Origin of the sequence: Secundilactobacillus mixtipabuli, from assembly GCF_002217925.1 — a bacterium.
Taxonomy (GTDB): domain Bacteria; phylum Bacillota; class Bacilli; order Lactobacillales; family Lactobacillaceae; genus Secundilactobacillus; species Secundilactobacillus mixtipabuli.
In genome coordinates this window covers 1-25,908 of the sequence record NZ_BCMF01000012.1, presented here as the reverse complement: position 1 = coordinate 25,908, position 25,908 = coordinate 1, and the positions used below count along the sequence as shown (strand labels likewise).

21 protein-coding genes and 1 other annotated feature are annotated in these 25,908 nt (G+C 43.2%); of the genes, 20 read left to right on the top strand and 1 reads right to left on the bottom strand.

Features of this window, described 5'->3' with window-relative positions; all coding sequences use genetic code 11:
- Positions 1-140 precede the first annotated feature (140 nt).
- From IWT5_RS10640 to IWT5_RS10605, 8 genes are all read left to right on the top strand, one after another.
- The gene (locus tag IWT5_RS10640; RefSeq protein ID WP_089109939.1) at positions 141-1,145 is read left to right on the top strand and encodes a rod shape-determining protein; all 1,005 of its coding nucleotides are present in this window, start codon (positions 141-143) and stop codon (positions 1,143-1,145) included.
- Between the two features lie 233 nt (positions 1,146-1,378).
- The gene (gene mreC, locus IWT5_RS10635) at positions 1,379-2,242 is read left to right on the top strand and encodes a rod shape-determining protein MreC (protein ID WP_089109938.1); all 864 of its coding nucleotides are present in this window, start codon (positions 1,379-1,381) and stop codon (positions 2,240-2,242) included.
- A gap of 10 nt (positions 2,243-2,252) precedes the next feature.
- Positions 2,253-2,777 carry a rod shape-determining protein MreD gene (mreD, locus tag IWT5_RS10630; RefSeq protein WP_089109937.1) on the top strand — a complete coding sequence of 175 codons (525 nt, stop codon included), beginning with the start codon at positions 2,253-2,255 and terminating at the stop codon, positions 2,775-2,777.
- Between the two features lie 15 nt (positions 2,778-2,792).
- Entirely contained in the window at positions 2,793-3,455 is a 663-nt protein-coding gene (locus tag IWT5_RS10625) for a septum site-determining protein MinC (RefSeq protein WP_089109936.1), read from the top strand.
- A 5-nt stretch (positions 3,456-3,460) separates the two neighbouring features.
- Complete coding sequence (gene minD / locus IWT5_RS10620; protein ID WP_089109935.1) at positions 3,461-4,264, top strand: septum site-determining protein MinD; 804 nt, start codon at positions 3,461-3,463, stop codon at positions 4,262-4,264.
- Positions 4,265-4,348: 84 nt separating this feature from the next.
- Positions 4,349-4,579: a binding site (T-box leader), on the top strand.
- Positions 4,580-4,737: 158 nt separating this feature from the next.
- Positions 4,738-5,382, top strand: a complete 645-nt coding sequence (locus IWT5_RS10615; protein WP_089109934.1) for an amino acid ABC transporter permease — start codon at positions 4,738-4,740, stop codon at positions 5,380-5,382.
- A 20-nt stretch (positions 5,383-5,402) separates the two neighbouring features.
- Positions 5,403-6,041 carry an amino acid ABC transporter ATP-binding protein gene (locus IWT5_RS10610; protein WP_089109933.1) on the top strand — a complete coding sequence of 213 codons (639 nt, stop codon included), beginning with the start codon at positions 5,403-5,405 and terminating at the stop codon, positions 6,039-6,041.
- Positions 6,042-6,057: 16 nt separating this feature from the next.
- On the top strand, positions 6,058-6,906 hold the full coding sequence (locus tag IWT5_RS10605; protein WP_089109932.1) for an amino acid ABC transporter substrate-binding protein: 849 nt from the start codon (positions 6,058-6,060) through the stop codon (positions 6,904-6,906).
- An 84-nt stretch (positions 6,907-6,990) separates the two neighbouring features.
- Here the strand turns inward: IWT5_RS10605 and IWT5_RS10600 are convergent, their stop codons facing one another.
- Positions 6,991-8,346 (bottom strand): aspartate kinase, encoded by a 1,356-nt coding sequence (locus IWT5_RS10600; RefSeq protein WP_089109931.1) that lies wholly within the window; start codon positions 8,344-8,346, stop codon positions 6,991-6,993.
- A 180-nt stretch (positions 8,347-8,526) separates the two neighbouring features.
- On the opposite strand from IWT5_RS10600, the gene yfmF reads away from it, so the two are divergent.
- From yfmF to IWT5_RS10540, 12 genes are all read left to right on the top strand, one after another.
- The gene (yfmF, locus tag IWT5_RS10595; protein WP_159459325.1) at positions 8,527-9,786 is read left to right on the top strand and encodes an EF-P 5-aminopentanol modification-associated protein YfmF; all 1,260 of its coding nucleotides are present in this window, start codon (positions 8,527-8,529) and stop codon (positions 9,784-9,786) included.
- Positions 9,783-11,069, top strand: a complete 1,287-nt coding sequence (yfmH, locus tag IWT5_RS10590) for an EF-P 5-aminopentanol modification-associated protein YfmH (RefSeq protein WP_089109929.1) — start codon at positions 9,783-9,785, stop codon at positions 11,067-11,069. The genes yfmF and yfmH overlap by 4 nt, the downstream gene beginning before the upstream one ends.
- A gap of 113 nt (positions 11,070-11,182) precedes the next feature.
- On the top strand, positions 11,183-12,139 hold the full coding sequence (locus tag IWT5_RS10585) for a helix-turn-helix domain-containing protein (protein ID WP_089109928.1): 957 nt from the start codon (positions 11,183-11,185) through the stop codon (positions 12,137-12,139).
- 63 nt (positions 12,140-12,202) lie between these two features.
- On the top strand, positions 12,203-12,784 hold the full coding sequence (gene pgsA / locus IWT5_RS10580; RefSeq protein WP_089109927.1) for a CDP-diacylglycerol--glycerol-3-phosphate 3-phosphatidyltransferase: 582 nt from the start codon (positions 12,203-12,205) through the stop codon (positions 12,782-12,784).
- A gap of 80 nt (positions 12,785-12,864) precedes the next feature.
- On the top strand, positions 12,865-14,112 hold the full coding sequence (locus IWT5_RS10575; RefSeq protein WP_089109926.1) for a competence/damage-inducible protein A: 1,248 nt from the start codon (positions 12,865-12,867) through the stop codon (positions 14,110-14,112).
- A gap of 88 nt (positions 14,113-14,200) precedes the next feature.
- The gene (recA, locus tag IWT5_RS10570) at positions 14,201-15,307 is read left to right on the top strand and encodes a recombinase RecA (protein ID WP_089109925.1); all 1,107 of its coding nucleotides are present in this window, start codon (positions 14,201-14,203) and stop codon (positions 15,305-15,307) included.
- Between the two features lie 253 nt (positions 15,308-15,560).
- Entirely contained in the window at positions 15,561-17,120 is a 1,560-nt protein-coding gene (gene rny, locus IWT5_RS10565) for a ribonuclease Y (protein ID WP_089109924.1), read from the top strand.
- A 128-nt stretch (positions 17,121-17,248) separates the two neighbouring features.
- Positions 17,249-18,052 (top strand): TIGR00282 family metallophosphoesterase, encoded by an 804-nt coding sequence (locus tag IWT5_RS10560; protein WP_089109923.1) that lies wholly within the window; start codon positions 17,249-17,251, stop codon positions 18,050-18,052.
- Positions 18,053-18,082: 30 nt separating this feature from the next.
- Positions 18,083-20,728, top strand: coding sequence for a DNA mismatch repair protein MutS (mutS, locus tag IWT5_RS10555; RefSeq protein WP_191981313.1), 2,646 nt, complete (start codon positions 18,083-18,085; stop codon positions 20,726-20,728).
- 12 nt (positions 20,729-20,740) lie between these two features.
- Positions 20,741-22,720 (top strand): DNA mismatch repair endonuclease MutL, encoded by a 1,980-nt coding sequence (mutL, locus tag IWT5_RS10550; protein ID WP_089109922.1) that lies wholly within the window; start codon positions 20,741-20,743, stop codon positions 22,718-22,720.
- Positions 22,721-22,881: 161 nt separating this feature from the next.
- On the top strand, positions 22,882-23,118 hold the full coding sequence (locus IWT5_RS10545) for a YkuJ family protein (protein ID WP_089109921.1): 237 nt from the start codon (positions 22,882-22,884) through the stop codon (positions 23,116-23,118).
- A gap of 178 nt (positions 23,119-23,296) precedes the next feature.
- Positions 23,297-25,354: an LTA synthase family protein gene (locus IWT5_RS10540; protein ID WP_089109920.1), complete on the top strand. Its 2,058-nt coding sequence runs from the start codon at positions 23,297-23,299 to the stop codon at positions 25,352-25,354.
- The last annotated feature ends 554 nt before the right edge of the window (positions 25,355-25,908 follow it).

Sequence of the window (25,908 nt, the reverse complement as noted above, 5' to 3'; positions counted from 1 at the left end):
ACTTGCCAGACCACCCTATAATTGGTTATGCTTTTTACCGGCGAGTAGTTATTAAATTTTCGAGGTATGGTATAATAACACCTAGCAAATTAACAAGCAATCAAACGAGTGATTGCGGCTAAATGAAGGGATGAAACAGATTGTTCGGAATAGGAACTAAAAACATTGGTATCGATCTTGGTACGGCCAACACGATTGTTTACGTGGATGGTAAGGGTATCGTTTTACGCGAACCATCGGTCGTTGCTAAGAATTCGAAAACTGGCGAGATCGTTTCCGTCGGTGAAGATGCAAGAGCAATGATTGGACGGACACCGGCAAGTATCGTTGCCATTCGGCCAATGAAAGACGGCGTTATCGCTGACTATGATACAACCGTTGCCATGATGAAATATTACATTCAAAAAACGTTAGGCAGCTCAAACGGCAAACCTTACGTGATGGTTTGTGTGCCTAGTGGTGTCACAGAAGTTGAAAAACGTGCTGTGATCGACGCTACTCGAGTAGCTGGTGCCCGTGATGCATACGTACTTGAAGAGCCATTTGCAGCAGCCATTGGTGCTGGCCTTCCAGTCATGGATCCAACCGGTAGCATGGTTGTGGACATTGGTGGTGGTACTACTGACGTTGCGACGATTTCACTTGGTGGGATCGTTTCGAGCCGTTCAATCCGGATGGCCGGCGACAAGCTGGATGAAGCAATCGTTGCCTATGTTCGTCAGCACTTCAATTTATTGATTGGTGAACGGACTGCAGAACAGCTGAAGTGGGATATTGGTTCTGCTTCAAAGGAAGCTGTTAAAGAAGACGATGGTGCTTCCATTCGTGGCCGTGATTTGATCACTGGCTTGCCAAAGACGATCGACGTTTCTGCCGCTGATATTGCGGAAGCTATCCATGAACCCGTCGAGGAAATCATTGGTGCGGTTAAGGAAACCTTAGAGGAAACTTCACCTGAAATTGCAGCTGATGTTATCGACCATGGAATCGTTCTTACTGGTGGTGGTGCATTATTGCATAATTTACCAGACGTTATTGCAGATGCAACTAAAGTCCCAGTCTTTATCGCTAACGACCCACTTGATTGTGTCGCTATTGGTACTGGCGAATCACTTAAGAGCATCGACGTTATGAAAAAGAAATAACATTCGGGAGTGGGGTACTGGTTCTGGTTGTTGGGTACCATGTTTGTGTATTTAACCTTTCAGAACACCTCCAGCCGTGTAAGCAAATAATTCCGTATGTTCATTTTTAGAACATACGGAATTATTTACTTACAGGTGTGCGGAAGAGTACTGCACTTTTTTAATGTTTAATGTAAAAAGAGAACGAGTCATTTTAAGATACTGACTCACTCTCCAATCACTGGAGGACGATCATGAATAAATTCTTTTCAAACCGACGATTGGTGATTGTGATTGTTTGTCTAATTGTCAGCTTTGGGTTAATGAGTGTCTCGGTTGCCATCCGTAACAAACGGTCGACGCCACCTATGATCCAGCAGTTTGGCAACGACGTTGTGGGTATCGTTAACCGCGTCGTTGCATGGCCTGTAAATGGTCTGAAGGGATCAGTTAGCGGTTTTTCTGATTTAATGAATACCTATCAGGAAAATCAACGGCTAAAGAGTCAAGTTCAAGAACTGGCACAGACTAAAGTTCATGATCAAGCCATTAGTCAAGAAAATAAAAACTTAAAAAAAGAGCTTAAATTAGCTCACTCTCTGACCGATTATGCACCGGTTAACGCAACGGTTATTGCGCGAACACCTTCTGCTTGGCAGAACCAAGTGATCATCGATAAGGGGAGTGCTGCTGGCATTAAGAAGAACATGCCGGTACTTTCAGGCTCTGGTATTGTGGGCCGAATTTCAGAAGTTAACCGAACGAACAGTAAGGTTGAACTACTTTCTAATAGCAGTGAATCTGCTAACCGGTTCGCGGTGACAATTACTAACAAGAACGGTCAAAACGTTCACGGTATTATTTCGGGTTATGACCGTGATAAGAACCTCATCGAAATGGGTAACGTGACCGCCAAGACCAAGATTGAAAAAGGCGATAAAGTGTCAACCAGTGGATTGGGTGGCGTGATGCCGGCAGGATTATATGTTGGTACCGTTGCCACTACAGGGACCGATAATTACGGCCTAGCGGCGAAGATTTCGATCAAGCCAGCCACTAACCTTTCTGAATTGAGCGTTGTCACCGTCGCTGTTCGACAAGCTCAAACAACCAATTAAGGAGGCAATCATGTTACGAGTAACTAAATTACGTTACGGCTTTCCAATTGGATTGTTTCTGTTTTTTTACCTGGACGGCATCTTAGGCGCGACATTTCCACAACAGCTGTTTAGTGTGCCATACTCAATGAGTAGCTATCTAGTGGTTTTATGGCTCGTTTTTACCGTTTTCTTTGAAGAACAGATTCAGGTTCCGCTGACTGTCTGGGCGGCCGTTGCGGGTGGCCTGTTTGACGTATATTACACGGGTATTTGGGGTATCTTTGTATTTGTCTTTCCAATTGCAGTTGCACTGACAAAGGCTTGCTATAAAGCTTTTCCAATTAATTTTTTAAGTGGGCTGCTCGTTTATTTTATCGACATCACCGTGATCTGCAGTTTAAGTTACTTCGGTAATTTAGTCGTTCACATGACAACGGCGTCATTTGCAGATATGATGGTTGATTCGTTAGCACCGACGTTAGCCTATAATCTGGCAACTTACGTCATACTATATTTTCCAGTTCAATGGTTGTTCAATCGTTTGAGGAATTAAAAAGGGGTCGGGAGTATGCAAGCTGTAGTGTTACGTGGTAATCAGGACGGTTATCAATTGGTGTTAGATCAAGCGGCTAGTTTTAACGAGATCAAGGAGAAGCTTAGGGAACTTCTTGATAATTTGGCAGCTGATTCTAACGCCACCAATCAAATCAGTTTTGACGTGCTCAGTAATCAAAGATTATTGACTGCTGAACAGAATAAACAGTTAGAGCTGATTTTTAGTGATTATGACCATTTTCAGATTCATAAGGTGATCCCAGACGTGATCACCATCGAAGATGCACTTCATCTAAAGGAACAAGACAACGTTCATCTGGCAACGCAAACGATTCGCAACGGTCAAACGCTTGAATTAAAGGGCGATGTGTTGTATCTGGGTGTGATCAATGAAGGTGGTCGGCTATTAACAACCGGTAATATCTATGTCATGGGTACGGCTCTGGGAATTTTACAGGCCGGTTACCCTAGTGGCGAAGATAAAGTGGTGATTGGTGATCTAAAACACGCACAGCAAATCCGCATTGGTGAGCAAATCAGCATTGTGGAAACTGATCAGCCTGCAGAGGGTAATCAGACAGTAGCATACGTTAACGATCTCCATGTCTTGCAGTACGGACAATTAACGGATTTAAAAACGATTAATCCAAAGATTTATCACCAAATGGGAGGCTAACGAAGATGGGAAAATCAATTGTAATCACTTCTGGTAAGGGGGGTGTCGGTAAGACAACTTCCAGTGCCAATATTGGTACGGCTCTTGCTTTAATGGGTAAGCGCGTTTGCTTAGTGGATCTAGATATTGGTCTGAGAAACCTGGACGTTGTGCTTGGCTTAGATAACCGCATTATTTTTGATATTGTGGATGTTGTTGAAGGCCGAGCCAAATTAGCGCAAGCGCTGGTTAAAGATAAACGCTTTGATGATTTATTATATTTGTTGCCAGCTGCTCAAAACACGGATAAAACCGCGCTAACAGAAGATCAGGCAAAAGCAATTGTCGACGAGCTGAAAAAAGAATTCGATTATGTTTTAATCGACTGTCCGGCTGGTATCGAACAAGGATTTCTTAACGCGATTGCGGGTGCCGACGCGGCTATCATTGTGACCACACCAGAGATTTCTGCTGTTCGTGATGCTGACCGGGTGGTTGGTTTGCTCGAAAAAAATCCGCTTAAAGAAGAGTCACACTTGGTTATCAATCGGATTCGAAGCCATATGATGGCTGACGGCGAAGCAATGGATATTGATGAAATCACGCACCATCTTGGTGTGCCGTTACTAGGCATTGTGTTAGATGATGATGAAGTCATTGCGACTTCTAACCGGGGCGAGCCAATTGTTTTGGAATCGGAAAACGCTGCTGGCCGCGGCTATCGGGACATTGCCCGTCGCCTGGAAGGCGAAACGGTTCCGTTGATGAAAATTCAACAGCCGAAGACCGGTTTTTGGTCTAAAATTAGTCACTGGTTCTCCCGTGGCTAACAATTTTCAAGAAAAGACTATGTTAATTTTCCGATGAGAGTTGACAAGAACTTTTTTTAAGATATAATGAGAACTAATCTAATAAAAGAAACGTTGATCAGACTAGTAGTCAAACTTAGTTAATCAGAGAGCCCGCGAAGATGAGAACCGGGTAGTTGAGTATGATGAATCACATCTGGGAGTTGACTTTCTGAACCAAGTAGGAAAGCTCCGGTAAGCTCGTTATCGCTGAAGTTTATTATATAAACTTACTGAGGTTGGCTGTGTGAGCAGTCAGCGAATCAGAGGTGGAACCGCGAAATTATCGTCCTCTTGGCTTAATTGCCAAGAGGACTTTTTAATTTCAGTAATAAACTTTGTGAGGATTGCTGCGTAAGCAGTAATCGAATTAGAGGTGGAACCGCGATATTGTCGCCCTCTTGAACTGTTTATCAGTTCAAGAGGGCTTTTTTTATTAAGAAGGGGGAGACATTATGTTACATTACGCATCTGAAATACTACCGTCATTACTAAGTGGTGCCTGGATGACCATTAAGATTTTCTTCTGGACACTGATTGCTTCGATCCCATTGGGTATCCTGGCTAGTTTAGGGTTAACCTCAAGAATCGCACCGATTCGTTGGATTTTGAAATTTTACGTTTGGCTGATGCGAGGAACCCCATTATTACTGCAATTGATTTTTGTCTTTTATGGTCTGCCAATCATTGGCGTTATTTTCCAGCGGTATGACGCTGCACTGTTTGCCTTTATTTTAAATTACACCGCCTACTTTGCTGAAATCTTCCGTGGTGGTTTTCAAGCCATTGATCAAGGCCAGTTCGAAAGTGCGCGGGTGCTGCGTTTAACCCGTGGTCAAACACTTCGCAAAATTGTGATTCCGCAAGTGGTTAAGATCGTGGTTCCTTCAATTGGGAACGAAGTCATTAACCTGATTAAGGATTCATCATTGGTATACGTCATCGGTTTAGGCGACTTGCTTCGTGCAGGTAACGTTGCCACCGCAAGAGATGTCACGTTATTGCCACTTGTTTTAGTTGGGATCATTTACCTCCTGATGACGGCGGTTGCGACCTTTATGCTACGTAAAGTTGAGCAACACTACCGGGCATGGCGATAAGCTAGAGAGGGGATACGGATATGCTAGAACTTAAAAATATTAAAAAACAATTTAGTGGCCGAACGATTTTAAATGATTTCAATATGCAGGTCCCAGATGATCAGATTACCGCTATTGTTGGACCATCAGGTGCCGGCAAAACGACCTTGTTACGTTGCATCAGTGGACTAGAAACCGTCAATTCGGGATCGTTTATCCTAGACGGAAAAGCTTTTGACCCAGCTAATAACCGGGACAATGACAACGTGATCGGTGTTGTCTTCCAAGATTTTCAGCTTTTTCCGAATTTAACCGTTTTGGACAATATCACTTTGGCGCCGCAGTTAGTGTTAAAGCAGTCGAAGTCAGATTCAGAAAAACGGGCACAAGAATTGATTGATCAACTTAATTTGACCGGTAAAGAGGGCTTGTATCCTTATCAGTTGTCTGGCGGTCAAAAACAACGGGTCGCGATTGTTAGGGCTTTAGCCATGAACCCCAAGATCCTTTGCTATGATGAACCAACCAGTGCTTTGGATCCTGATTTACGTCAGACAGTGGAACAAATTATTTTGGGCTTAAAGCAGGATAACATGACTCAGATTGTCGTCACTCATGATATGCAATTTGCTCAAAATATTGCTGATCAAATTGTTCGTGTTGAACCGATTAAAGCATAGTGAGGAGGGAAAAAGCATGAAAAAGAAAATTTGGCTTTGCCTGATCATGCTGGTCTGCACCGTCTCACTCTTATCTGGCTGTAGCGGTGTCAGTGTTGGTAAACGGGCAAACCACGTCGATAACTGGACCCGAATCCAAAAGCGCGGCTACGTCACTGTTGGTTTGGATGACACCTTTGTACCGATGGGCTTCCGGCAAAAGAGCGGTAAACTTGTGGGGTACGATGTTGATTTAGCAAATGCATTGTTTAAGCTATACGGCATTAAGGTCAGTTTCCAGTCGATCGATTGGTCAATGAACGCGACTGAGTTAAATAATGGGACGATTGATCTGATTTGGAATGGGTATTCCAAGACACCTGAACGTGAAAAGAAGGTCGCTTTCAGTAATACCTATCTGCAAAATGATCAGACGTTGGTTTCGCTAAGAAAGGATCACATCAATTCCTTCGCAGATATGCAGGGAAAGACTTTGGGGGCTCAAGCGGGTTCCTCTGGTGCACAAGATATCAGCCAGTACCCTAACTTGTTGAAGAATCGCATTAAAGGTAAGTCTCCCGTCCTTTATGATTCGTTTACCAATGCCTTTATTGATTTAAACGCTGGCCGAATTCAAGGGATGGTCATTGATTCAACGTATGCCGGTTACTATATCAACCACGAAAGTAACCCTAAGGATTACCAAATTACGAATGGTAAGTTTCCTAAAGAGCAGTTCGGTGTTGGGATGCGTAAAACCGATACAACGATGCGTCAAAAAATTAATCGTGGGCTGAAGATTCTTGCTAAGAATGGGACGTTGGCTAAAATCAATCACAAGTGGTTTGGTGACAACGCGGATTCCCCATTACTGAATAACAAGTAATTAAAGAATGCGTGTCTAATATAAATAAGCGCTACCCCTAGTTTTACGGGGTAGCGCTTATTTACGTTAACTCATCAAAAGCTCCTAAAGGTCAGGGAAGAAAGTATCGTATAACGCTTTGATGGCAACCTTTGCTTCGTCTTGCTTAATTCCAAACATCATGGAAATCTCTGAAGCCCCTTGGTTGACCATGATCAGTTTGACGTTTTGGCGGGCTAAGGCATCGGTTGCCTTAGACATGATGCCAGTACGGTTTGCCATGCCTTCACCAACGACCATTAATAGGGCGTAATTGTGAGAAATATGGATTTCATCTGGGCGTAATGCAATGACTAACTCACGGATCAGTGTGTCTTCCAGTTCTGGTGTGAGTTGATCTTGACGCATAATGACAGTTAAATCATCGATCCCAGAGGGCATATGCTCATAAGATAAATCATATTCTGCTAAGAGTTTGAGGATTTTTTGAGAATAGCGCTTTTTATCTAACATATACTTCCGAATATAAATACCGCAGAAGTTTGGCGAGCTGGCAATCCCTGAAACTGGGTATGCGGGATTCACGCGTTTATGAGACGTGATGGAGGTTCCCCGTTCACTGGGATGGTTGGTGTTTTTAACCACGACTTGAATATCACCCTGAATAGCAGGGATTAAAGCTTCATCATGAAAAACCGAAAAACCGGCGTAAGAAAGTTCACGCATCTCACGAAAAGTCATGTTATGAATGGCAATGGGATGGTGAACAACCTGTGGATTGGCAGCGTAGATGGCATCCACATCGGTAAAGTTTTCGTAGCGTTTAGCCTTAACACCACGGGCGATAATTGCACCGGTGATATCGGAACCGCCCCGAGAGAAAGTGCAGATTTGGCCCTGATCGTTGTAACCAAAGAACCCGGGGATCACTCGGACAAGCTTGCTGTCAGCCCATTCGTTGATGCGGTCATAACTCGTAGGAATAATTTCAGCATCATCTGGTGAGTCAGTCACGACTAACCCTGCCTCTTTGGGATCCAAAAACTTCGCGTTAACACCAGAGGCTTTCAATACTTGAGCAATTAGGATGGCATTCAGCTTTTCACCATGAGCTTTAAAAGCCGCCATTAAGTAGCTGTCATCTTGATAATCGTGGTGGGGTAAGTTCAAAATGGTTTGTTTGATTGCTTCAAAGGCAGATTGAGGAATCTGAAAGGCGGTGGCGATTTCTTCATACCGAGCGATAATTTGCCCAGTAATCGTGTCGCTAGGGTCACCATTTAGGGTGGCTTTGGCATATTGAATGAGTAAGTCTGTGACTTTAATGTCCCCGTCAAACCGTTTACCAGGTGCCGATACGACCACAAAGCGCCGTTGATCGTCAGCTTTAACGATGTTAACCACTTTGTTCACCTGAGTAGAGTTGGCAAGGGAACTCCCCCCGAATTTAACGACTTTCATGATAATTCCTCCTACTGACTTAATTTAACATTAAGAATAGCAAAGAAGACGGTTAAAACGCAAGGTCAATGATGAAAGTGAAACGGGTGCCAAATATTTTTGCTTTTTCAATCCAAAAGGGTGGCGTTTTAGTGATAAATCATCTAATATGGTTTGGTAATGTCCAAAGGAGGGCTAAAAGTGCCAAAGCAATTAGCAAAGGGTGTTTGGTTAAACGTCATTCCAACGACCCAATTTAAAACAATCAGTATGACGGTTGACTTTATTGCGCCCGGTAACGTGCAAGAATTATCCAACCGAATTTTATTAGCACAGCTACTGGAGACCAGCAGTGCTGAATACTCCACACAAACAAAATTAGCTCAAAAATTATCGATGATGTACGGTGCAAGTTACGGTGTCAATGTTTTTCGCTATGGCCTGCAAGAGGGGCTGCGCTTTTCAAGTACCATTATTAATGACCATTTTATTGGCGGTGAATCACTGCTGAGTGAAATGATCGCTTTTTTGCGCAGTGTTATCTACCGACCGCTTGTGAACGATGGTGCGTTTGAGTCAGTCACGTTTGCCCGTCAAAAACAGAATTTAATGGCGTACTTAAAGTCCTTAAACGATGATAAGCAATACTATGCTGAGCAGCAGTTAAGCCAGCTTTATTTTAAAAATGAACCGTTCTTTGCAACCAGTCTTTACGGTGACGCCGAGACAATTAATGGTATTGGTGCTGAAACACTGTATGCAACTTATCAGCAACTGCTGGCGACCAATCAGGTCCAAATTACGGTAGCTGGTGATGTTTCGGAAGCTGATTTAGTTGCTGATTTAGCTAAATGGCAGCTTGAAGACCGACAAATTCAGAGTTCAGAAATTATTTATCGTCGTCCTGTAAGCGAAATGGTTGCTAAAACGGAAGGTCAGCCCTTGCAGCAGTCTAAGCTTAATATTGCGTATAAGCTGCCCGTTTATTATCGTGAAGCAGATTTTTACAAAGCTTTGGTGTTCAATGGGTTGTTCGGCGGAACACCAATTTCAATGCTGTTTAAAAATGTTCGTGAAAAAAATAGTTTGGCTTATTATGCTTCCAGCCGTTTTGACGGTTTTACGGGCACACTACTCGTGCAGACTGGGATCGATCAGTCTAATGAAGCAGCAGTGAAAACAATCATTGCACAGCAGCTGGACGCCATTATTAAGGGGCAATTTAGTGATGAGGTATTTGATCAGGTGATTGCTAGTTTAATCAACGGTCGCGAATCACGCTTAGATTCACAGCGGGCCTTAGTTAATCAGGCGATGCTTGACCAGTTACTGAACAGCAGTGTCAGTGCCACAGACTGGGTTAACCAGATCAAACAAGTGACCCGAGAAGATGTGTCGGCGATTGCCAAACGGGTTCAGCTACAAGCGGTTTATTTTTTGAAGGGAGAGGACGCCAAATGAAAGAGAAGCACTATTCAGATTTAGGCGAAACACTCTATTCCGAAAAACTAAGTAACGGTTTGCGCGTTTATTTACTGCCTAAGGAAGGGTTTCATAAAACCTATGCGGTGATGACGACGGATTACGGTTCCATTGACCAGTCTTTTGTGCCGCTAAACGGTACAGCACCAGTCACTCAGCCTGCAGGAATTGCTCATTTTTTGGAACATAAAATGTTTGAAAAAGCTGATCATGATGCGTTTGATACTTTCGCTCATTTTGGTGGCAGTTCTAACGCTTTTACCAGTTATACCCATACCAGTTATTTGTTTTCGGCAACGCACCATTTGAAGGAAAATTTGGAAACCTTGCTGGACTTCGTGCAGGATCCTTATTTTACTGAACAAACGGTCAATAAAGAAAAGGGGATCATTGGGCAAGAAATCCAAATGTATGAGGACGATCCTAATTCACGTGCTTATTTTGGAACGATTGCTAATTTGTATCCTGACCAGCCTTTAGCTGATGATATTGCGGGCTCAATTGAATCAATTGATAAAATTAAACCCGAAGATTTATATTTAGCCCATCAAACCTTCTATCATCCTAGCAATATGAGCTTGTTTGTGGTGGGCCGATTAAAACCGGCAGAAGCATTAGGGTGGATCGAGGCTAATCAGGCGGCTAAAACGTTTAGTAAACCGGCGCCAATAAAGCGAATCCTACCACCGGTATCTCAGCAGATCATTGCCCATAAAGAATTAGTTATGCCGGTTGAACGGCCTAAAGTGACTGTTGGCATACGGGGTAATGACGATTTGCCGACGGGGATCAACCGGCTTAAATACGAGGATGCAATTTCTCTGGGCTTTACACTTCTTTTGGGTGAAACGGCGCCTGATTTCTTGTCATTATATGACCAAGGCATTATTGATGATAGTTTTGGGTATAACATTGAGTTGCAGCGTGGTGCTCACCATGTGATCATGGCCGGTGAAGCTGAAGATCCAAAAGCTTTTGAAACCGCAGTGCTGGATATTTTACACCATGCTACCGATAAACTTGAAGCTGCGCGTGATCGCTTTGAAGCCGTTCAACGGGAAGCAATTGGCAGCACACTTTCGTCATTTAACTCGTTGGAAGCAATTGCCAATCAATTTGATGATCAATTATATGGTGATGCCAGTTTGTTTGACGAAGTTGGCGTGATCAAAGCCCTGACCATGCAGGATGTCATTGCCACAATGCAGCAGTTTTTGGGTTCAGCTGGAATCAGTGTTCAAGAAATTGTTCCTGGTCATTAAGAAAGCTTTAAAAAGTTGGCACACAAGAATTCTTCGTTAAATCATAGCTTGACGTATGCTATACTAAAACTGAAATGACAAGACTTTATAGGTTAATAGGTGGAGAATAATTTATGAGTGAAAATACAAAGTCAATTGGCGAAACCTTACGCGACGCCAGAATTGCTAAAGGGTTTACCTTAGATGACCTTCAGCAAACGACCAAGATTCAAAAGAGATACCTGATTGCAATTGAGGATGGTAAGTTTTCTGATCTGCCGGGCGATTTTTACGTGCGTGCCTTTATTAAGCAGTACGCACAGACAGTTGGTTTAGATGGTAATGAATTACTCAATGAATACAGTGATCAATTGCCAAGTACCAAAACGCAGGAGTACGTTGACCGGGTTAACGAAGATAACCCGTCTACCCGTTCAGCTCAACGCAAGGTCGATGATCGAACGGCTAAAATCAAACGGCAAGTGCCAATTGTAGCCGCAGTGATCGTTGTGGTAGCCGTTTTAATCGGTATTTGGTTAGCTACGACCAAAAGCTCTCAGTCTAGCAACAATTCTCAAAACGTGGATAGCAGTTCTGTTTCCGTTTCGGGGAGTGCTGCTAAGTCTAGTTCTTCTGCTAAAACTTCTAGTAAGAAGGCCACAGCTTCTTCAAAGGCTGCTTCAAAAGCTAGCTTTAGCAAAGTTTCAACTACGGGAGCAGCGACAACCTACACGATGGTTAACGCCCCAAAGACTAAAACCGTTAAAATCAAGACGTCCGCTAGTGCGTGGGTATCAGTAACTTCTGCCGGTACTTCCCTCTTTCAGGGAACCCTTACAGCTGGCAAAGTTCAAACGGTTAAGCTGAACGCTAATGCAACGTCTGTTACTTTGAATTTGGGAAATGCACCAGAAACTAAGGTCACCATTGGTGGTAAGAGATTACCAATTTCAAAGGCAACGAGTTCAGCAACAACTGCTACTTCAACGACGGCTTCGTCGACAACGGGTTCTACGGCTGGTACAGCTAGCTCAGCATCGTCGACAACCACGACGTCTCAGGTTCAAAATATCACCGTACAATTTAAGTAACCAAAAAAGGGTAAGCTAAATAGCTTACCTTTTCTTGAGACTGACGTATTTGGAGGGAACACCGTGAACTTACCTAATAAATTAACGATTGGCCGGATTATCTTAATCCCCATTTTCCTAATCATTCTGGCAGTACCAATGGACTGGGGTTCAGTTATGTGGCTGTCAACCAAGATTCCAGTGACCCAGATTGTGGCAGCTATCGTTTTTGCTGTTGCTTCTATTACTGATTTTCTTGATGGGCAAATCGCCCGCCGAAAGCATTTAGTCACTAACTTTGGTAAATTTGCCGATCCGTTGGCGGATAAAATGATCGTGATGACCGCCTTTGTGCTGTTAGTTCAAATGGGCATGGCACCGGCTTGGGTCGTCGCCATTATTGTTTGCCGTGAATTGGCAGTAACTGGTCTACGTTTGATCATTGTTGAAAACAATGGTCAGGTGATGGCTGCCGCTTGGCCTGGTAAAATTAAGACGACTTCACAGATGTTTAGTATTATTTTATTGCTGCTGAACAACTTTTTGTTCATCGGTTTTCCATTAGGAACGATTTTACTTTACATCTGCCTGTTCTTTACGATTTATTCAGGGATTGACTATTTTGTTAAGAACCGAAGCGTTTTTGCGGATTCATTTAACGATTAAACTGAGAAAGGGTATGCTCTTCGTCAAATCGGAGCGGCCCTTTTTTACTAGCAAAATGAATTGAATGACGGAGGATAAATATGAATGCAGAAATTATTGCTGTCGGTACGGAATTACTATTGGGGCAGATTGCGAACACAAACGGTGCTTATTTAGCCCAAAAATTAGCTGAGATAGGTGTTAACGTCTATTATCAGACTGTTGTCGGTGATAATCCTGAGCGGCTTGAGAGCGTCTTAAAAGTGGCTGAAAGCAGAAGTGACCTTGTGCTGACGATTGGCGGTCTTGGTCCTACCGAAGATGATTTAACCAAGCAAATCGTCGCCCAGCACTTGGGAGAACCGTTAGTGACTGATGCAGCAGCAAAAGCTAAGATCGATGACTATGCTGCCACCAGCGGCAGAAATTCGACGCCCAATAATGCCAAGCAAGCGTTGAAAATTAAACATGCCATCAGTTTGACTAATCACAACGGATTTGCTGTCGGTGATTTATATCTCAACCAGAATGGGACGAGCTATGTTTTGCTACCAGGACCACCAGCAGAGTGCTTGAAGATGATTGATAGCGAATTGATTCCCCAATTAAAAAAACAGGGTCAGCAAAGCCGCGTATTTACCTCTAGGGTGATGCGATTTATCGGTATTGGCGAATCCCAGCTGGTAACCGACCTATCTGATTTAATCGGCCATCAGACAAACCCAACGATTGCACCATATGCAAAAATGACAGAGGTCACGCTTCGAATAACCGCTTCGGCAAAGGATGAGCAACGCGCTGAGGAAATGATTCAAGATGTGGTGAATCAGATATTAGCGAAGGACGGTCAGTACTTCTACGGGTATGGGGACGATAATTCTCTGGCCAACGTCGTGGTTCAACAATTGATTACTCGCAAGCTATCGGTGACTGCTGCTGAGAGTCTGACTGCTGGCGAGTTTCAAAGCACAATTGGCAGTGTGCCAGGTGTTTCCGCAGTCTTTCCTGGGGGCTTTGTGACTTACGCTAACGAAGCCAAGCATCAATTACTGTCAATTCCTTCGGCAGTGATTGACTCGCAGGGAGTTGTCAGCAAAGCAACCGCTATTTGGATGGCTAAACAAGCCCGCCAAAAAATGCAGACTGATATCGCCGTTTCCTTTACTGGTGTGGCGGGCCCAGATGAATTGGAGGGCCAATCAGCAGGCACCGTTTGGATCGGAATTGCTTATCGTGATGATGAACCCGAGGCATACTTATACCACTTTACCAACGGCCGTCAGCAGGTTAGGGCGCGATCGGTGATGGCTGGTTTAGACCTGATTCGGCAAAAATTAGCGGCCAACTAAAAGTGCGAACCTTTGTTCTACTTTGCTTGCAATTTTGTGTTAAGAAAGGTATAGTTTAACTTGCAAATGGCTACTAAGGAGGAACTACATGGCTGACGAACGGCAGGCAGCGTTAGATGCTGCATTAAAGAAAATTGAAAAAAATTTCGGTAAAGGCTCTATCATGCGAATGGGTGATAAGGCTGATACTCAGATCTCAACAATTTCTAGTGGGTCATTAGCACTTGATAATGCATTAGGTGTTGGTGGCTATCCTCGAGGGAGAATTGTTGAAGTATACGGTCCTGAAAGTTCAGGTAAAACGACCGTTGCTTTACACGCAGTTGCTGAGGTTCAAAAAAATGGCGGTACTGCAGCTTATATCGATGCTGAAAATGCTCTGGATCCCGCTTATGCGACTCATTTGGGTGTTAACATTGATGACCTACTGCTTTCCCAACCAGATACTGGTGAACAGGGGTTGGAAATTGCGGATGCCTTGGTTGCAAGTGGCGCAGTAGACATGATTGTTGTTGATTCTGTGGCTGCACTGGTTCCCCGAGCTGAAATTGATGGTGAGATGGGTGATGCCCACGTTGGGCTACAAGCTCGTCTGATGTCACAAGCACTCCGTAAGTTATCAGGCTCAATTAATAAAACCAAAACCATCGCGATTTTCATTAACCAAATCCGTGAAAAAGTCGGTGTGATGTTTGGTAATCCTGAAACCACGCCAGGTGGACGGGCCCTTAAGTTCTACGCAACGATCCGGTTAGAGGTTCGGCGGGCAGAACAGATTAAAGAGGGTACTGATATTATTGGTAACCGTGTGCGGATTAAAGTGGTCAAGAACAAGGTTGCGCCGCCATTTAAACGTGCCGAAGTTGACATTATGTATGGTACTGGGATTTCTCAGACTGGTGAGTTAGTGGATATGGCTGTCGATAAAGACATCGTCAATAAATCCGGTTCATGGTATTCATACGGTGATGATCGCATTGGCCAAGGCCGTGAAAACGCTAAGGCTTATCTGGCTGAACATCCTGATGTGATGGCCGAGATCAAGACCAAGGTGCGTAAAGCGTACAACATGGATGGTGCCGCTGAGGAAGAGCAGGGTGAATCAACGGACGAAAAGAACGTTGAAACGCTAGACCTCGAACCCAAAGATGCCAAAAATGGTAAACCAACTAAAGCAAAACCTACAAAATCATAATCATTCAAAGCCTAGAAGATAATTACTTCTGGGCTTTTTTGTTGTGAGAAAGCCGAAACCAGCACATACCAAAGCTGGCTAGCCGATTTTGCCATCATTTTCTAATAAAAGGAGGAGTTATCCGTCGTTGACCACTCTTTTATTGACAGGGTTAAGAGTTAACATTAGAATATTAGTTGTGTCAATAATCAATTAACATCTTAAAATTTACTGATTTAGCAATCAAAAATTTTGATGATGCGGAGGTGGAATCATGGGTATTCCTGAAATAATCCTCGCAATCATCGCTATCGTTGTAGGTGTTGTTATCGGATACTTTGTCCATAAGTCAATTGTTGAACGCAATTTGGACGCGGCTCACGAAACAGCACAAGGCATTTTAGCTGATGCGAAAAAGCAGGCTGAGACTGATACTAAAGAGGCTTTGCTTGAAGCCAAAGAGGAAGGTCATCGCTATCGGGCTGAAGTTGAAAAGGATTTGAAGCGGCAACGTGGAGAAGTCCAGAAACAAGAAGACCGTGTTTTACAGCGAGAAGAAGCACTTGATCGCAAAGATAACGCTTTTCAAAAGCGGGAAGATGTTCTAGAACGAAAGGAAAACAAACTGAGTTCTGAACAGCAAAAACTAGCTAAATTACAGCAACAGGCGGACTCACTCGTTGAAAAACGGCAAGCAGCTGTGGAAGAAGCAGCTGCACTTTCCAAAGAGGAAGCACAGTCCCTGATTATTAATGAAGCAAAGCAAGCGTTAAGTTCCGAACGCGCTAAAATGATTAAAGAAAGCAATGAAAAGGCCGCTCAAGAAGCGGACTCGAAGGCAAAAGAATTAATCGTTCAAGCGATTCAACGAAGCGGAGCCGATATGGTTTCTGATACCACAGTATCGGTTGTTACACTTCCTAACGATGACATGAAGGGTCGGATTATTGGTCGTGAAGGCCGTAATATTCGAACTCTCGAAACTCTGACGGGGATCGATTTAATTATTGATGATACACCGGAAGCTGTCGTTTTAAGTGGTTTCGATCCAATTCGTCGAGAAGTTGCCAAGATTGCACTTGAAAAGCTCATTCAAGACGGTCGCATTCATCCAGCTCGGATTGAAGAGATGGTTGAAAAGGCCCGTAAAGAATTGGATGAAAAGATTCAAGATCTTGGGGAACAGACTGTATTCGATCTTGGTATCCATTCGATGCACCCAGCACTTATTAAGCTGGTTGGTCAGATGAACTACCGAATCTCGTACGGTCAAAATGTTTTAACGCATGCAATTGAAGTTGCTAAGTTATCAGGAATTTTTGCCGCTGAGTTAGGTGAGGATGTCACACTAGCAAAACGCGCAGGATTATTACACGACATTGGTAAAGCGGTTGAAAATGACGTTGAAGAGTCTCACGTTCAGATTGGGATTGATTTAGCTAAGAAGTATAAAGAAAGTCCAGTTGTGATTGATGCAATTGCGGCTCACGAAGCAACGGCAGCACCTCATTACATTATTTCTGAGTTGGTTTCCGCTGCCAATGCAATTTCTTCTTCTCGGCCTGGTGCACGTAGTGATTCACTAGAAAGCTACATTCACCGACTGGAAAAGCTAGAAACGATCGCTGATGAATTTGACGGCGTTAAAAAGTCATTTGCCATTCAAGCAGGGCGCGAAGTCCGCGTAATCGTTAAACCAGATAAAATTTCAGATTTAGACGCTGTTACACTAGCTCACGATATTAAGGATAAGATTGAAAGTGACATGGATTATCCAGGTCACGTCAAGGTTTCCGTTATTCGCGAAGTTCGGTCGGTAGCGTACGCTAAATAAAACTTATTTAGCACAAAATGAATGGTACCTTCAAGAACTGGCAACAGTGCTTGAGGGTACTTTTTTATACCGCTAATGTGTTAAACTAAAACGTGTTGCAATAGACTAAAATAGATTAGAGGATCAGCATGCGGATATTATTTATCGGAGACGTTGTCGGTGATCGTGGCGTCCAAATGATTCAAACTTATTTACCACAATTAAAACGGGATTTAAAGCCCCAAGCCACAATCGTTAACGGGGAAAACTCGACGCCGGTTGGGCGCGGAATCAGCCAAAAGATCTACAAGCAATTGCTGGAAAGTGGCGCTGATGTTGTGACCATGGGTAATCATACTTGGGATAATAAAGAAATTTATGAATTTATCGGCAGCACCAATAAGTTGATTCGACCAGCTAATTTTCCTGGTAAGGATGTTCCGGGTCGTGGCTGGACAAAATTAAAGGTTAATCAAGCCACTTTGGCTGTTATCAACTTACAAGGCCGCGTTTTCTTGCCACCACTGGATGATCCGTTTGCTGTTGCTGATAAATTAGTGACAGAGATTCGAAAAGAAACCCCAGTGATCTTTGTTGACTTTCACGGGGAAGTCACCAGCGAGAAACGGGCAATTGCACTGTATCTAAAGGGCCGTGTTTCAGCCGTTGTTGGTACTCATACCCACGTTCAAACTAACGATGCCCAAGTGATCGATCATCAAACTGCGTTTATGAGCGATGCGGGAATGACTGGTCCAGCAGCGGGTATCTTAGGCATGCAGCCTGCTAGCGTCATTTCACGGTTCCTCAACCAGCGGCCCGCCCGTTATGAAGTGGAAACCAGCGAACCAGGCATTATGTCGGGTTGTGTGATTGATATTAATGACGAAACCGGGCATGCAACTAAAATCAAATCAGTATTAATTGATCATGATCATCCTTATGATCGTTAATTTATAAGCAATGAATTAGAGGTGGAGAGATTGGCGAAAGTAAATCAGACGCCGATGATGGTTCAGTACCAAAAAATTAAAGATCAGTACCCCGACGCTTTTTTGTTTTACCGTTTGGGTGACTTCTATGAAATGTTTAATGACGACGCCGTAAAGGGCGCACAACTGTTGGAATTAACACTGACCACTCGGAATCACAGTTCGAAAAACCCCATTCCGATGTGTGGGGTACCGCACCATGCGGTTCAAAACTACATTGATATCTTGGTGGATAAGGGTTATAAAGTAGCCATTTGTGAACAGATGGAAGATCCTAAACTTGCCAAAGGGATGGTTAAGCGAGAAGTGATTCAGCTGGTGACGCCAGGCACTCAAACCGATACGGGGGCTGGTAATGCCAAGGAAAACAATTACTTAACGGCACTGACTCGAATTAACAATCAGTTTGGTTTTGCTTATGCGGACTTATCGACTGGTGAGTTAAAGGTTAGTTCTTTGGACAACTTTGATGCCGTTTTAAATGAAGTCATGAGCTTGCGGACTAAGGAGACGGTGGTTGATCAATCAGTTCCAAAAGAGGTGTTAGAGCGGTTGAAGACGGTTGGGATCCTTTTATCTCATCAGGATAATGTTGAGGTAAGATCTGAACTTAGTTATCTGACACAGGGTGTGACCGCAACTGAGCAGCTAACCGTTTTAAAGCATCTATTAACTTACATTCATACCACCCAAAAACGGAGCTTAGCGCATTTACAGCGAGCAGTCATTTACGAACCCACTTTCTTTTTGAAAATGGATCACTATTCTCAACGTAATTTGGAACTCGCTCAGAATATGCGGACGGGCAAAAAGAGTGGGACCTTACTGTGGCTATTAGACGAAACCAAAACAGCGATGGGTGGTCGGCTGCTAAAGCAGTGGCTGGATCGACCGCTAGTGAACCGTCAGGATATTTTAGCTCGCCAGAAAAAGGTAAGCGTGCTAGTTGACCAATATTTTGAACGTAACAGCCTTCAAGAGGAACTCACACAGGTTTATGACTTAGAACGTCTGGCTGGCCGAATTGCTTTTGGGAGTGTAAACGGTCGTGATTTAATTCAACTAAAGACCTCGCTCAAGCAGATTCCTAAGCTCCAGCATATTTTAAATGAACTGCCAAAAGCAGCTTTTAGCGATATTTATGAACGGTTGGATCCACTCGATAACGTCGTTGAAATCATTGATTCAGCTATTGTGGAGGAACCGCCGTTGTCCGTGACGGATGGTGGGGTCATTAAAGATGGCTATGATCAAACCTTGGATACTTACCGTGAAGCAATGCATAACGGCAAACAGTGGATGGCTGAACTAGAAGCCTCAGAACGAAAGATTACTGGGATCAACAACCTAAAAATTGGCTATAACCGTGTTTTTGGTTACTACATTGATGTCACCAAAGTCAATTTAAATAAACTGCCAGAGGGCCGCTATGAAAGAAAGCAGACCTTGGCGAACTCAGAACGGTTTACGACGCCTGAGTTAAAGGAAAAAGAGCGCCTGATTATCGAAGCGGAAGAGAAATCCACTGATTTAGAGTACAAACTATTTGTTAAGGTTCGTGAACTAGTAAAGGCTAATATTCAGCGAATTCAAAAGCTAGCCCATGCTGTGTCAGAACTGGATGTGCTGCAGAGTTTTGCCGATGTCAGTGAAAAGTACCGATTTGTGGCACCGACGTTTACACAAACGGATCATGATCTGGAGATTGTTGAGGGTCGGCACCCAGTCGTTGAAAAGGTGCTTGGACGGCAGACATATGTGCCAAATGATGTTAAAATGCCTGAAAAGACGTCAATTTTGCTGATCACGGGGCCTAATATGTCCGGTAAGAGTACCTATATGCGCCAGCTAGCATTAACTGTTATTCTTGCTCAAATGGGTTGTTTTGTACCCGCTAAATCGGCCAAGATGCCAATTTTTGATCAGATTTTTACCCGAATCGGTGCAGCGGATGATTTAATTTCTGGTGAGAGTACTTTTATGGTCGAAATGAAGGAAGCCAATGAAGCTTTGGCACACGCAACTGCCAATTCCTTAATTTTATTTGATGAAATTGGCCGTGGGACAGCGACCTACGACGGGATGGCATTAGCCCAAGCAATCATTGAATTTGTTCATGATCGGGTTCACGCAAAAACCCTTTTCTCGACCCACTATCATGAATTAACCGTGTTAGATAAGAGCTTGACTCAGTTGAAAAACGTTCACGTTGGCGCCGTTGAAAAAAATGGGGAACTGGTTTTCTTGCATCAAATGCAGGATGGACCAGCTGATAAGTCCTATGGGATTCACGTTGCTAAGTTAGCCGGTTTACCTGATTCATTACTGAAGCGGGCAGATACGATTCTGGCGCATTTAGAAAAAGCCCAGGACCAGCATGCAACGGTTCAAGTAGCCACTGAGGGTCGGGAGAGTCAACCTGATTCTCAACCAGTTGAACAGACATCTGAAGATGTTACTGATGAGTCAGATACTCAACTATCGTTATTTGGCGAACCAGAAGAGAAGGTAACTCAAGCGGATAAAGTCGCTTCGGAAGTTAAAACGTTAAATTTAATGGGCATGACGCCGATGGACGTGATGAACCAAGTTTATAAGTGGCAGCAGCAATTGGCGCATTCAAAGAAAAAACGGTAATGGGGTGAGAAAATGGCAGCAATTCATGAGCTTTCAGCAGTATTAGCTAACCAAATAGCAGCGGGTGAAGTGATTGAACGGCCAGCCTCTGTTGTTAAGGAATTGGTGGAAAATGCCATTGATGCTGGTAGTCATGAGATTGATATTCTCGTGGACGAGGCTGGCTTGAAGTCGATTGAAGTCATTGATGATGGTAGCGGAATCGAAGCAGATCAACTAGAATTGGCCTTTCATCGCCATGCAACGAGTAAGATTGATGATCGTAAGGATCTATTTAAAGTTCATTCGTTAGGGTTCCGTGGCGAAGCACTGCCTAGTATTGCTTCTATTGCGGATGTCGAAATGGTGACTTCTACTGGTGGAGAAGGCCAAGCAATTCATATCGCCGGCGGGAAAGTGATTAACCAAAAGCCGTCAGAAGCTCGCCGAGGAACAGATATTACCGTTAAAGACCTTTTTTACAATGTTCCGGCGCGTTTAAAGTACATGAAATCGCTGAATACTGAACTTGCTAAAATTGTCGATATCGTTAACCGACTGGCTTTAGGGCATCCGCAGATTCAAATTTCACTGACTCATAACAATCGCGAATTAATGCGGACTGCTGGCCGAGGTGATCTGCGCCAAGTGATTGGCAGTATCTACGGCATGAATAAAGCTGGGAAAATGCTCCCAATTGAAAATGCGGATGCTGATTTTAAAGTGAGCGGGTATGTTTCCTTACCTGAGCTGACTCGAGCCAGCCGTAATTATATGACTATTTTGCTGAATGGCCGATACATTAAGAACTATCAGTTATCAAAAGCAATCATTGAAGGTTATGGGTCTAAGCTGATGGTGGGCCGTTACCCGGTTGCCGTGGTTAATCTTGAGATGGATCCGCTGCTGGTTGACGTGAATGTTCACCCAACTAAACAGGAGGTCCGCATCAGTAAAGAGGCTGAATTAGGGAAAATCATTACGGCTACGATTCGGGCACGGTTGAGCGAACAGAACCTTATCCCCGATGGCTTCACTAATTTAAGACGGGGACACGTGGACCCGAATCAGGTGGCAGAAGACCTAGCAGCTGTTTCAGCTACTTATACGCCTCAATCAATTAGTCCGACAGTAAATCAGACGCCCCATCCGGATGAACGACCGCTGCAAGTGCAACGAACTGAACCTGATCAAGAAGCGTTATTCGAGCAAAAGCCGTCTGATGGCTCAAATCAGCCAATTGTCATTCATTCGAGAGATGAGTTGAGTTCGCCGAAAGTTTCGGCTTTTGAGGAGAAGTATCAACAGCCTAAGGCACCGTTTAATGACTCGGCGCAAGAAAGCGATTCTACGAGGGTAAAACAAAAACCGCAGGAAACGGAATTACTGGATAATAAGGACCGTTTTCCTAACTTGATCTACATCGGCCAATTTCATGGCACCTACTTGTTGGCGCAGTCGGATGAAGGACTTTACATTCTTGATCAGCACGCGGCTCAAGAGCGGGTCAACTATGAATACTACCGCCAGGCAATTGGTGAAGTCAGTGAAGACCAGCAACGGTTGCTAGTGCCAATTGTTCTCGATTACAGTACGAGCGATATGCTTAAAATCAGCGATAAGCTGGAGACCTTAGCCGCAGTCGGTTTGCACTTAGAGCAATTTGGGCCGAACAGCTTTATCTTGCACCAGCATCCAACGTGGTTTAAAGCAGGCCAAGAAGCAGATACGGTCAAAGAAATGATTGACTGGGTTTTGCGGGATGGCCACATAACGGTGGCGCAATTCCGGGAAAAAGCCGCCATTATGATGAGCTGTAAGCGGGCTATCAAAGCTAATCATCACTTAGATGATCAGCAGGCTAAGGCGTTGATTGAACACTTAAAGACGGCAGAAAATCCGTTTAACTGTCCTCATGGCCGGCCAGTATTGATTCATTTTACCGATACCGATATGGAAAAAATGTTTAAACGAATTCAGGAATCACATCATTCACTGCGTTCAGAAGCATAGAAACAGTTTATGGGGCGCACTTAGTTAGGTGTGTCCTTTTTCTTTAAACGATTTACAGTTTTAAAATAAAATTTCACAGGGATATTTACAAAAACTAGTGCTTACTGCAACAGGATTTGGTAGAATTAGACTGTTAAAATGAATTCGGAAAGGGGATTCTCATGGAAGAATCACAATTAATCGGCATTATTAACCGACTTAAAGCAATGCAAGAAGATGCCGGAGACGAACCACAACCCCGTCGCTTTGAAAAAGAGGGCGTTGAGATGGCTCAAGTTGTCTATCACCCAGAAACACAGACCTATAGTTTAGATGAACATCAAGCTAAGGAACACTTTGAGTTTGATAACATTGATTTGATCGCGATTGAATTGTTCGAATTACTTACTGATAACTAAAAAATAAAAACTATGGGAAACCATAGTTTTTATTTTTAATCAGGGTCTATTCGGGGGTAATGTGAAAACAAGATTACTTTAAGTCTGAAGTTTTTACAAAGTAATTTAGAGAAGATTGCTATTTTATAGAGATTCGATATAATGGCATTTGTTAAGTTTAACCTGGAGGCACGATGTTATGTCGGATTTAGTAAAACGGACGACTGCAAAGCTTAATACCGTATTTGGTTTTTTTATTCTTACAGTCGTTTTATTTTGTATTAAGACGTATATCGCGTATCAAACGGAGTTCAGCTTAGGGGTCAAGGGTGGCGTTCAGCAATTTTTACTTGCTGTTAACCCAATTCCGGCTGCGCTGTTGCTGTTTGGTATCGCATTATACTTTCGTGGACGCTTAGTCTACTGGCTTATGATCCTGATTAATTTAATTCAAACGTCATGGATTTTTGCCAATATTGTTTATTACCGCGAATTCTCTGATTTCATGTCTTTTGGGGTGATTAAGGGTTCTGGTAATGTTCAAAACAATTTAGGAAAAAGTATCGCCCAGATTATTCATCCAACCGATTTTTTGGTTTACCTGGACGTTGTTTTACTTATCATCTTGTTATTGGCTCATGTCATCAGAGTTGATAGCCGGCCATTTAAACGGCGATATGCGTTTACAATGACCGTGCTGGCTTTTTCATTGATGGGTGCCGAATATGGCATGGCGAATGCTGATCGGTCAGGTTTGTTAACCAGAACGTTTGATAATAACTACTTGGTGAAGTACTTAGGTTTAAACGAGTACGCCGCTTTTAGCGTTTATCAGACCCAAAAGCAGAGTGCCACACGAGCACATGCCAACGCTGGCGATCTCCAAAGTGTCCAAAAGTACCTAAAACACAACCGTGTCGGCGATAACTCCGCATACTTTGGGACAGAAAAAGGTAAGAATGTCATTATCATTCACTTGGAGAGTTTTCAGCAATTCCTCATTAATTACAAAGTGGACGGTAAAGAAGTTACCCCTAATCTGAACAAGTTCTATAAAGACCAGCATACGATGAGTTTCGATAATTTCTATAATCAGGTTGCGCAAGGGAAAACCTCTGATGCAGAAATGATGCTCGAAAACTCTTTGTTTGGTTTACCTCAAGGGTCTGCAATGACGGAATATGGGACCCAAAACACGTTTCAGGCGGCTCCCGCAATGCTTGACCAGAGAGGGTATACTTCAGCAGCCTTTCACGGTGACGTTCCGAGTTTCTGGAACCGGGATAACACCTACAAATCATGGGGCTATGATTATTTCTTCAGTTCACAGTATTACAAGGAAAAGCCAAACTATACCGTTGGTTACGGGCTGAAAGATAAAATCTTCTTCCGTGATTCAGCTAAGTATCTGCAGCAGTTGCCACAGCCGTTTTATACTAAGCTAATTACGTTGACGAACCATTACCCATATGAGATCGATAAACAGAATACGGACTTTCCTGCGACTAAGACTGGCGATAAAACGGTGGATCCATACGTCCAGACTGCCCATTACTTGGATGAAGCATTTGGCGAATTTTTAACCTATATGAAGGAATCCGGTCTATACAAGAATAGTATGATCGTTTTATATGGGGATCATTATGGGATTTCCAATAATCATCGGCCAGCTATTGCTCAACTACTAGGTAAGAAGAAGATTACGAATTATGATCTTGCACAATTCCAGAAGGTGCCGCTCATGATTCATGCGGACGGTATGAAGGGTGGTATTAACCACACGTATGGTGGTGAAATCGATGTTTTACCTACCTTAATGGATTTGCTGGGTGTGAAGGATGATCATACGATTCAATTCGGGAATGATCTCTTAGCTAAGAATCGTAGCCAAACCGTTGCCTTCAGAAATGGTGATTTTATCACACCGCAATTTGTGAAGATCGGCAGTACGGTTTACGACACCAAGACTGGTGCCATCATTGAACCTAATGCAGCCCAAAAGAAGCTAATAGCCCAAGAACAAAACCACGTGACTTCCGAGCTCTCACTGTCGGATCGGGTTATTCAGGGTGATTTGTTGAGGTTCTATCAGCTGAAGGGCTTTAAATCGGTTAATAAGAGTAAGTTCAACTATAAGTATGCTAATGGTATGCAGCAATTAAAGGCTGCACAGAAATCTGAACCAACGAGTTTAATGGCTAAAAATCATGGCAAAGTTACCGCTGATTACAAGACGGATGCGCCTGAACTTAAATAATTTGTGATTAAAGGGGTAGCACTTAAATGTGCTGCCCTTTTTTTCTTTCAAAAAAGTAAAATACTTCTTGACCAAGAATCCATATCTTGGTAAGATTGTATTCGTTGTTAAAAAGCAGTGACGTTATGTTGTCGAATAATTATACAGATTCTTCTCTAAGAAAAGTTGAATGTATGAGAGTTGTGATTTATGATGTCGCATGTTTTACCAAGTTAATTCATAATTATTCAAATTAATGATTGACTTGGCAGGCAACGGTTGTTATACTAATTAAGTTCTGTCAGTTCTTCGACAAGATGTAAGAACTGGTTTCATGGCATTTGAAGCCAATAAGTAATGTCAAATAATTAAAAATAATTGCTTGACATTACTTAGCTCAGATGATATGATTTAAAAGTTGACTGATTAAATATTCATCAGCCAATCAGAACAAAGTAGATCTTTGAAAACTGAACAAAGTTTTGTTTCACAAATGTGCAGGGTATATCAGTTTCGGCTGATATCAAATGTAATTTGCGAAGTCAATTTCGCTAGTAATATTAATGAGTCACAAA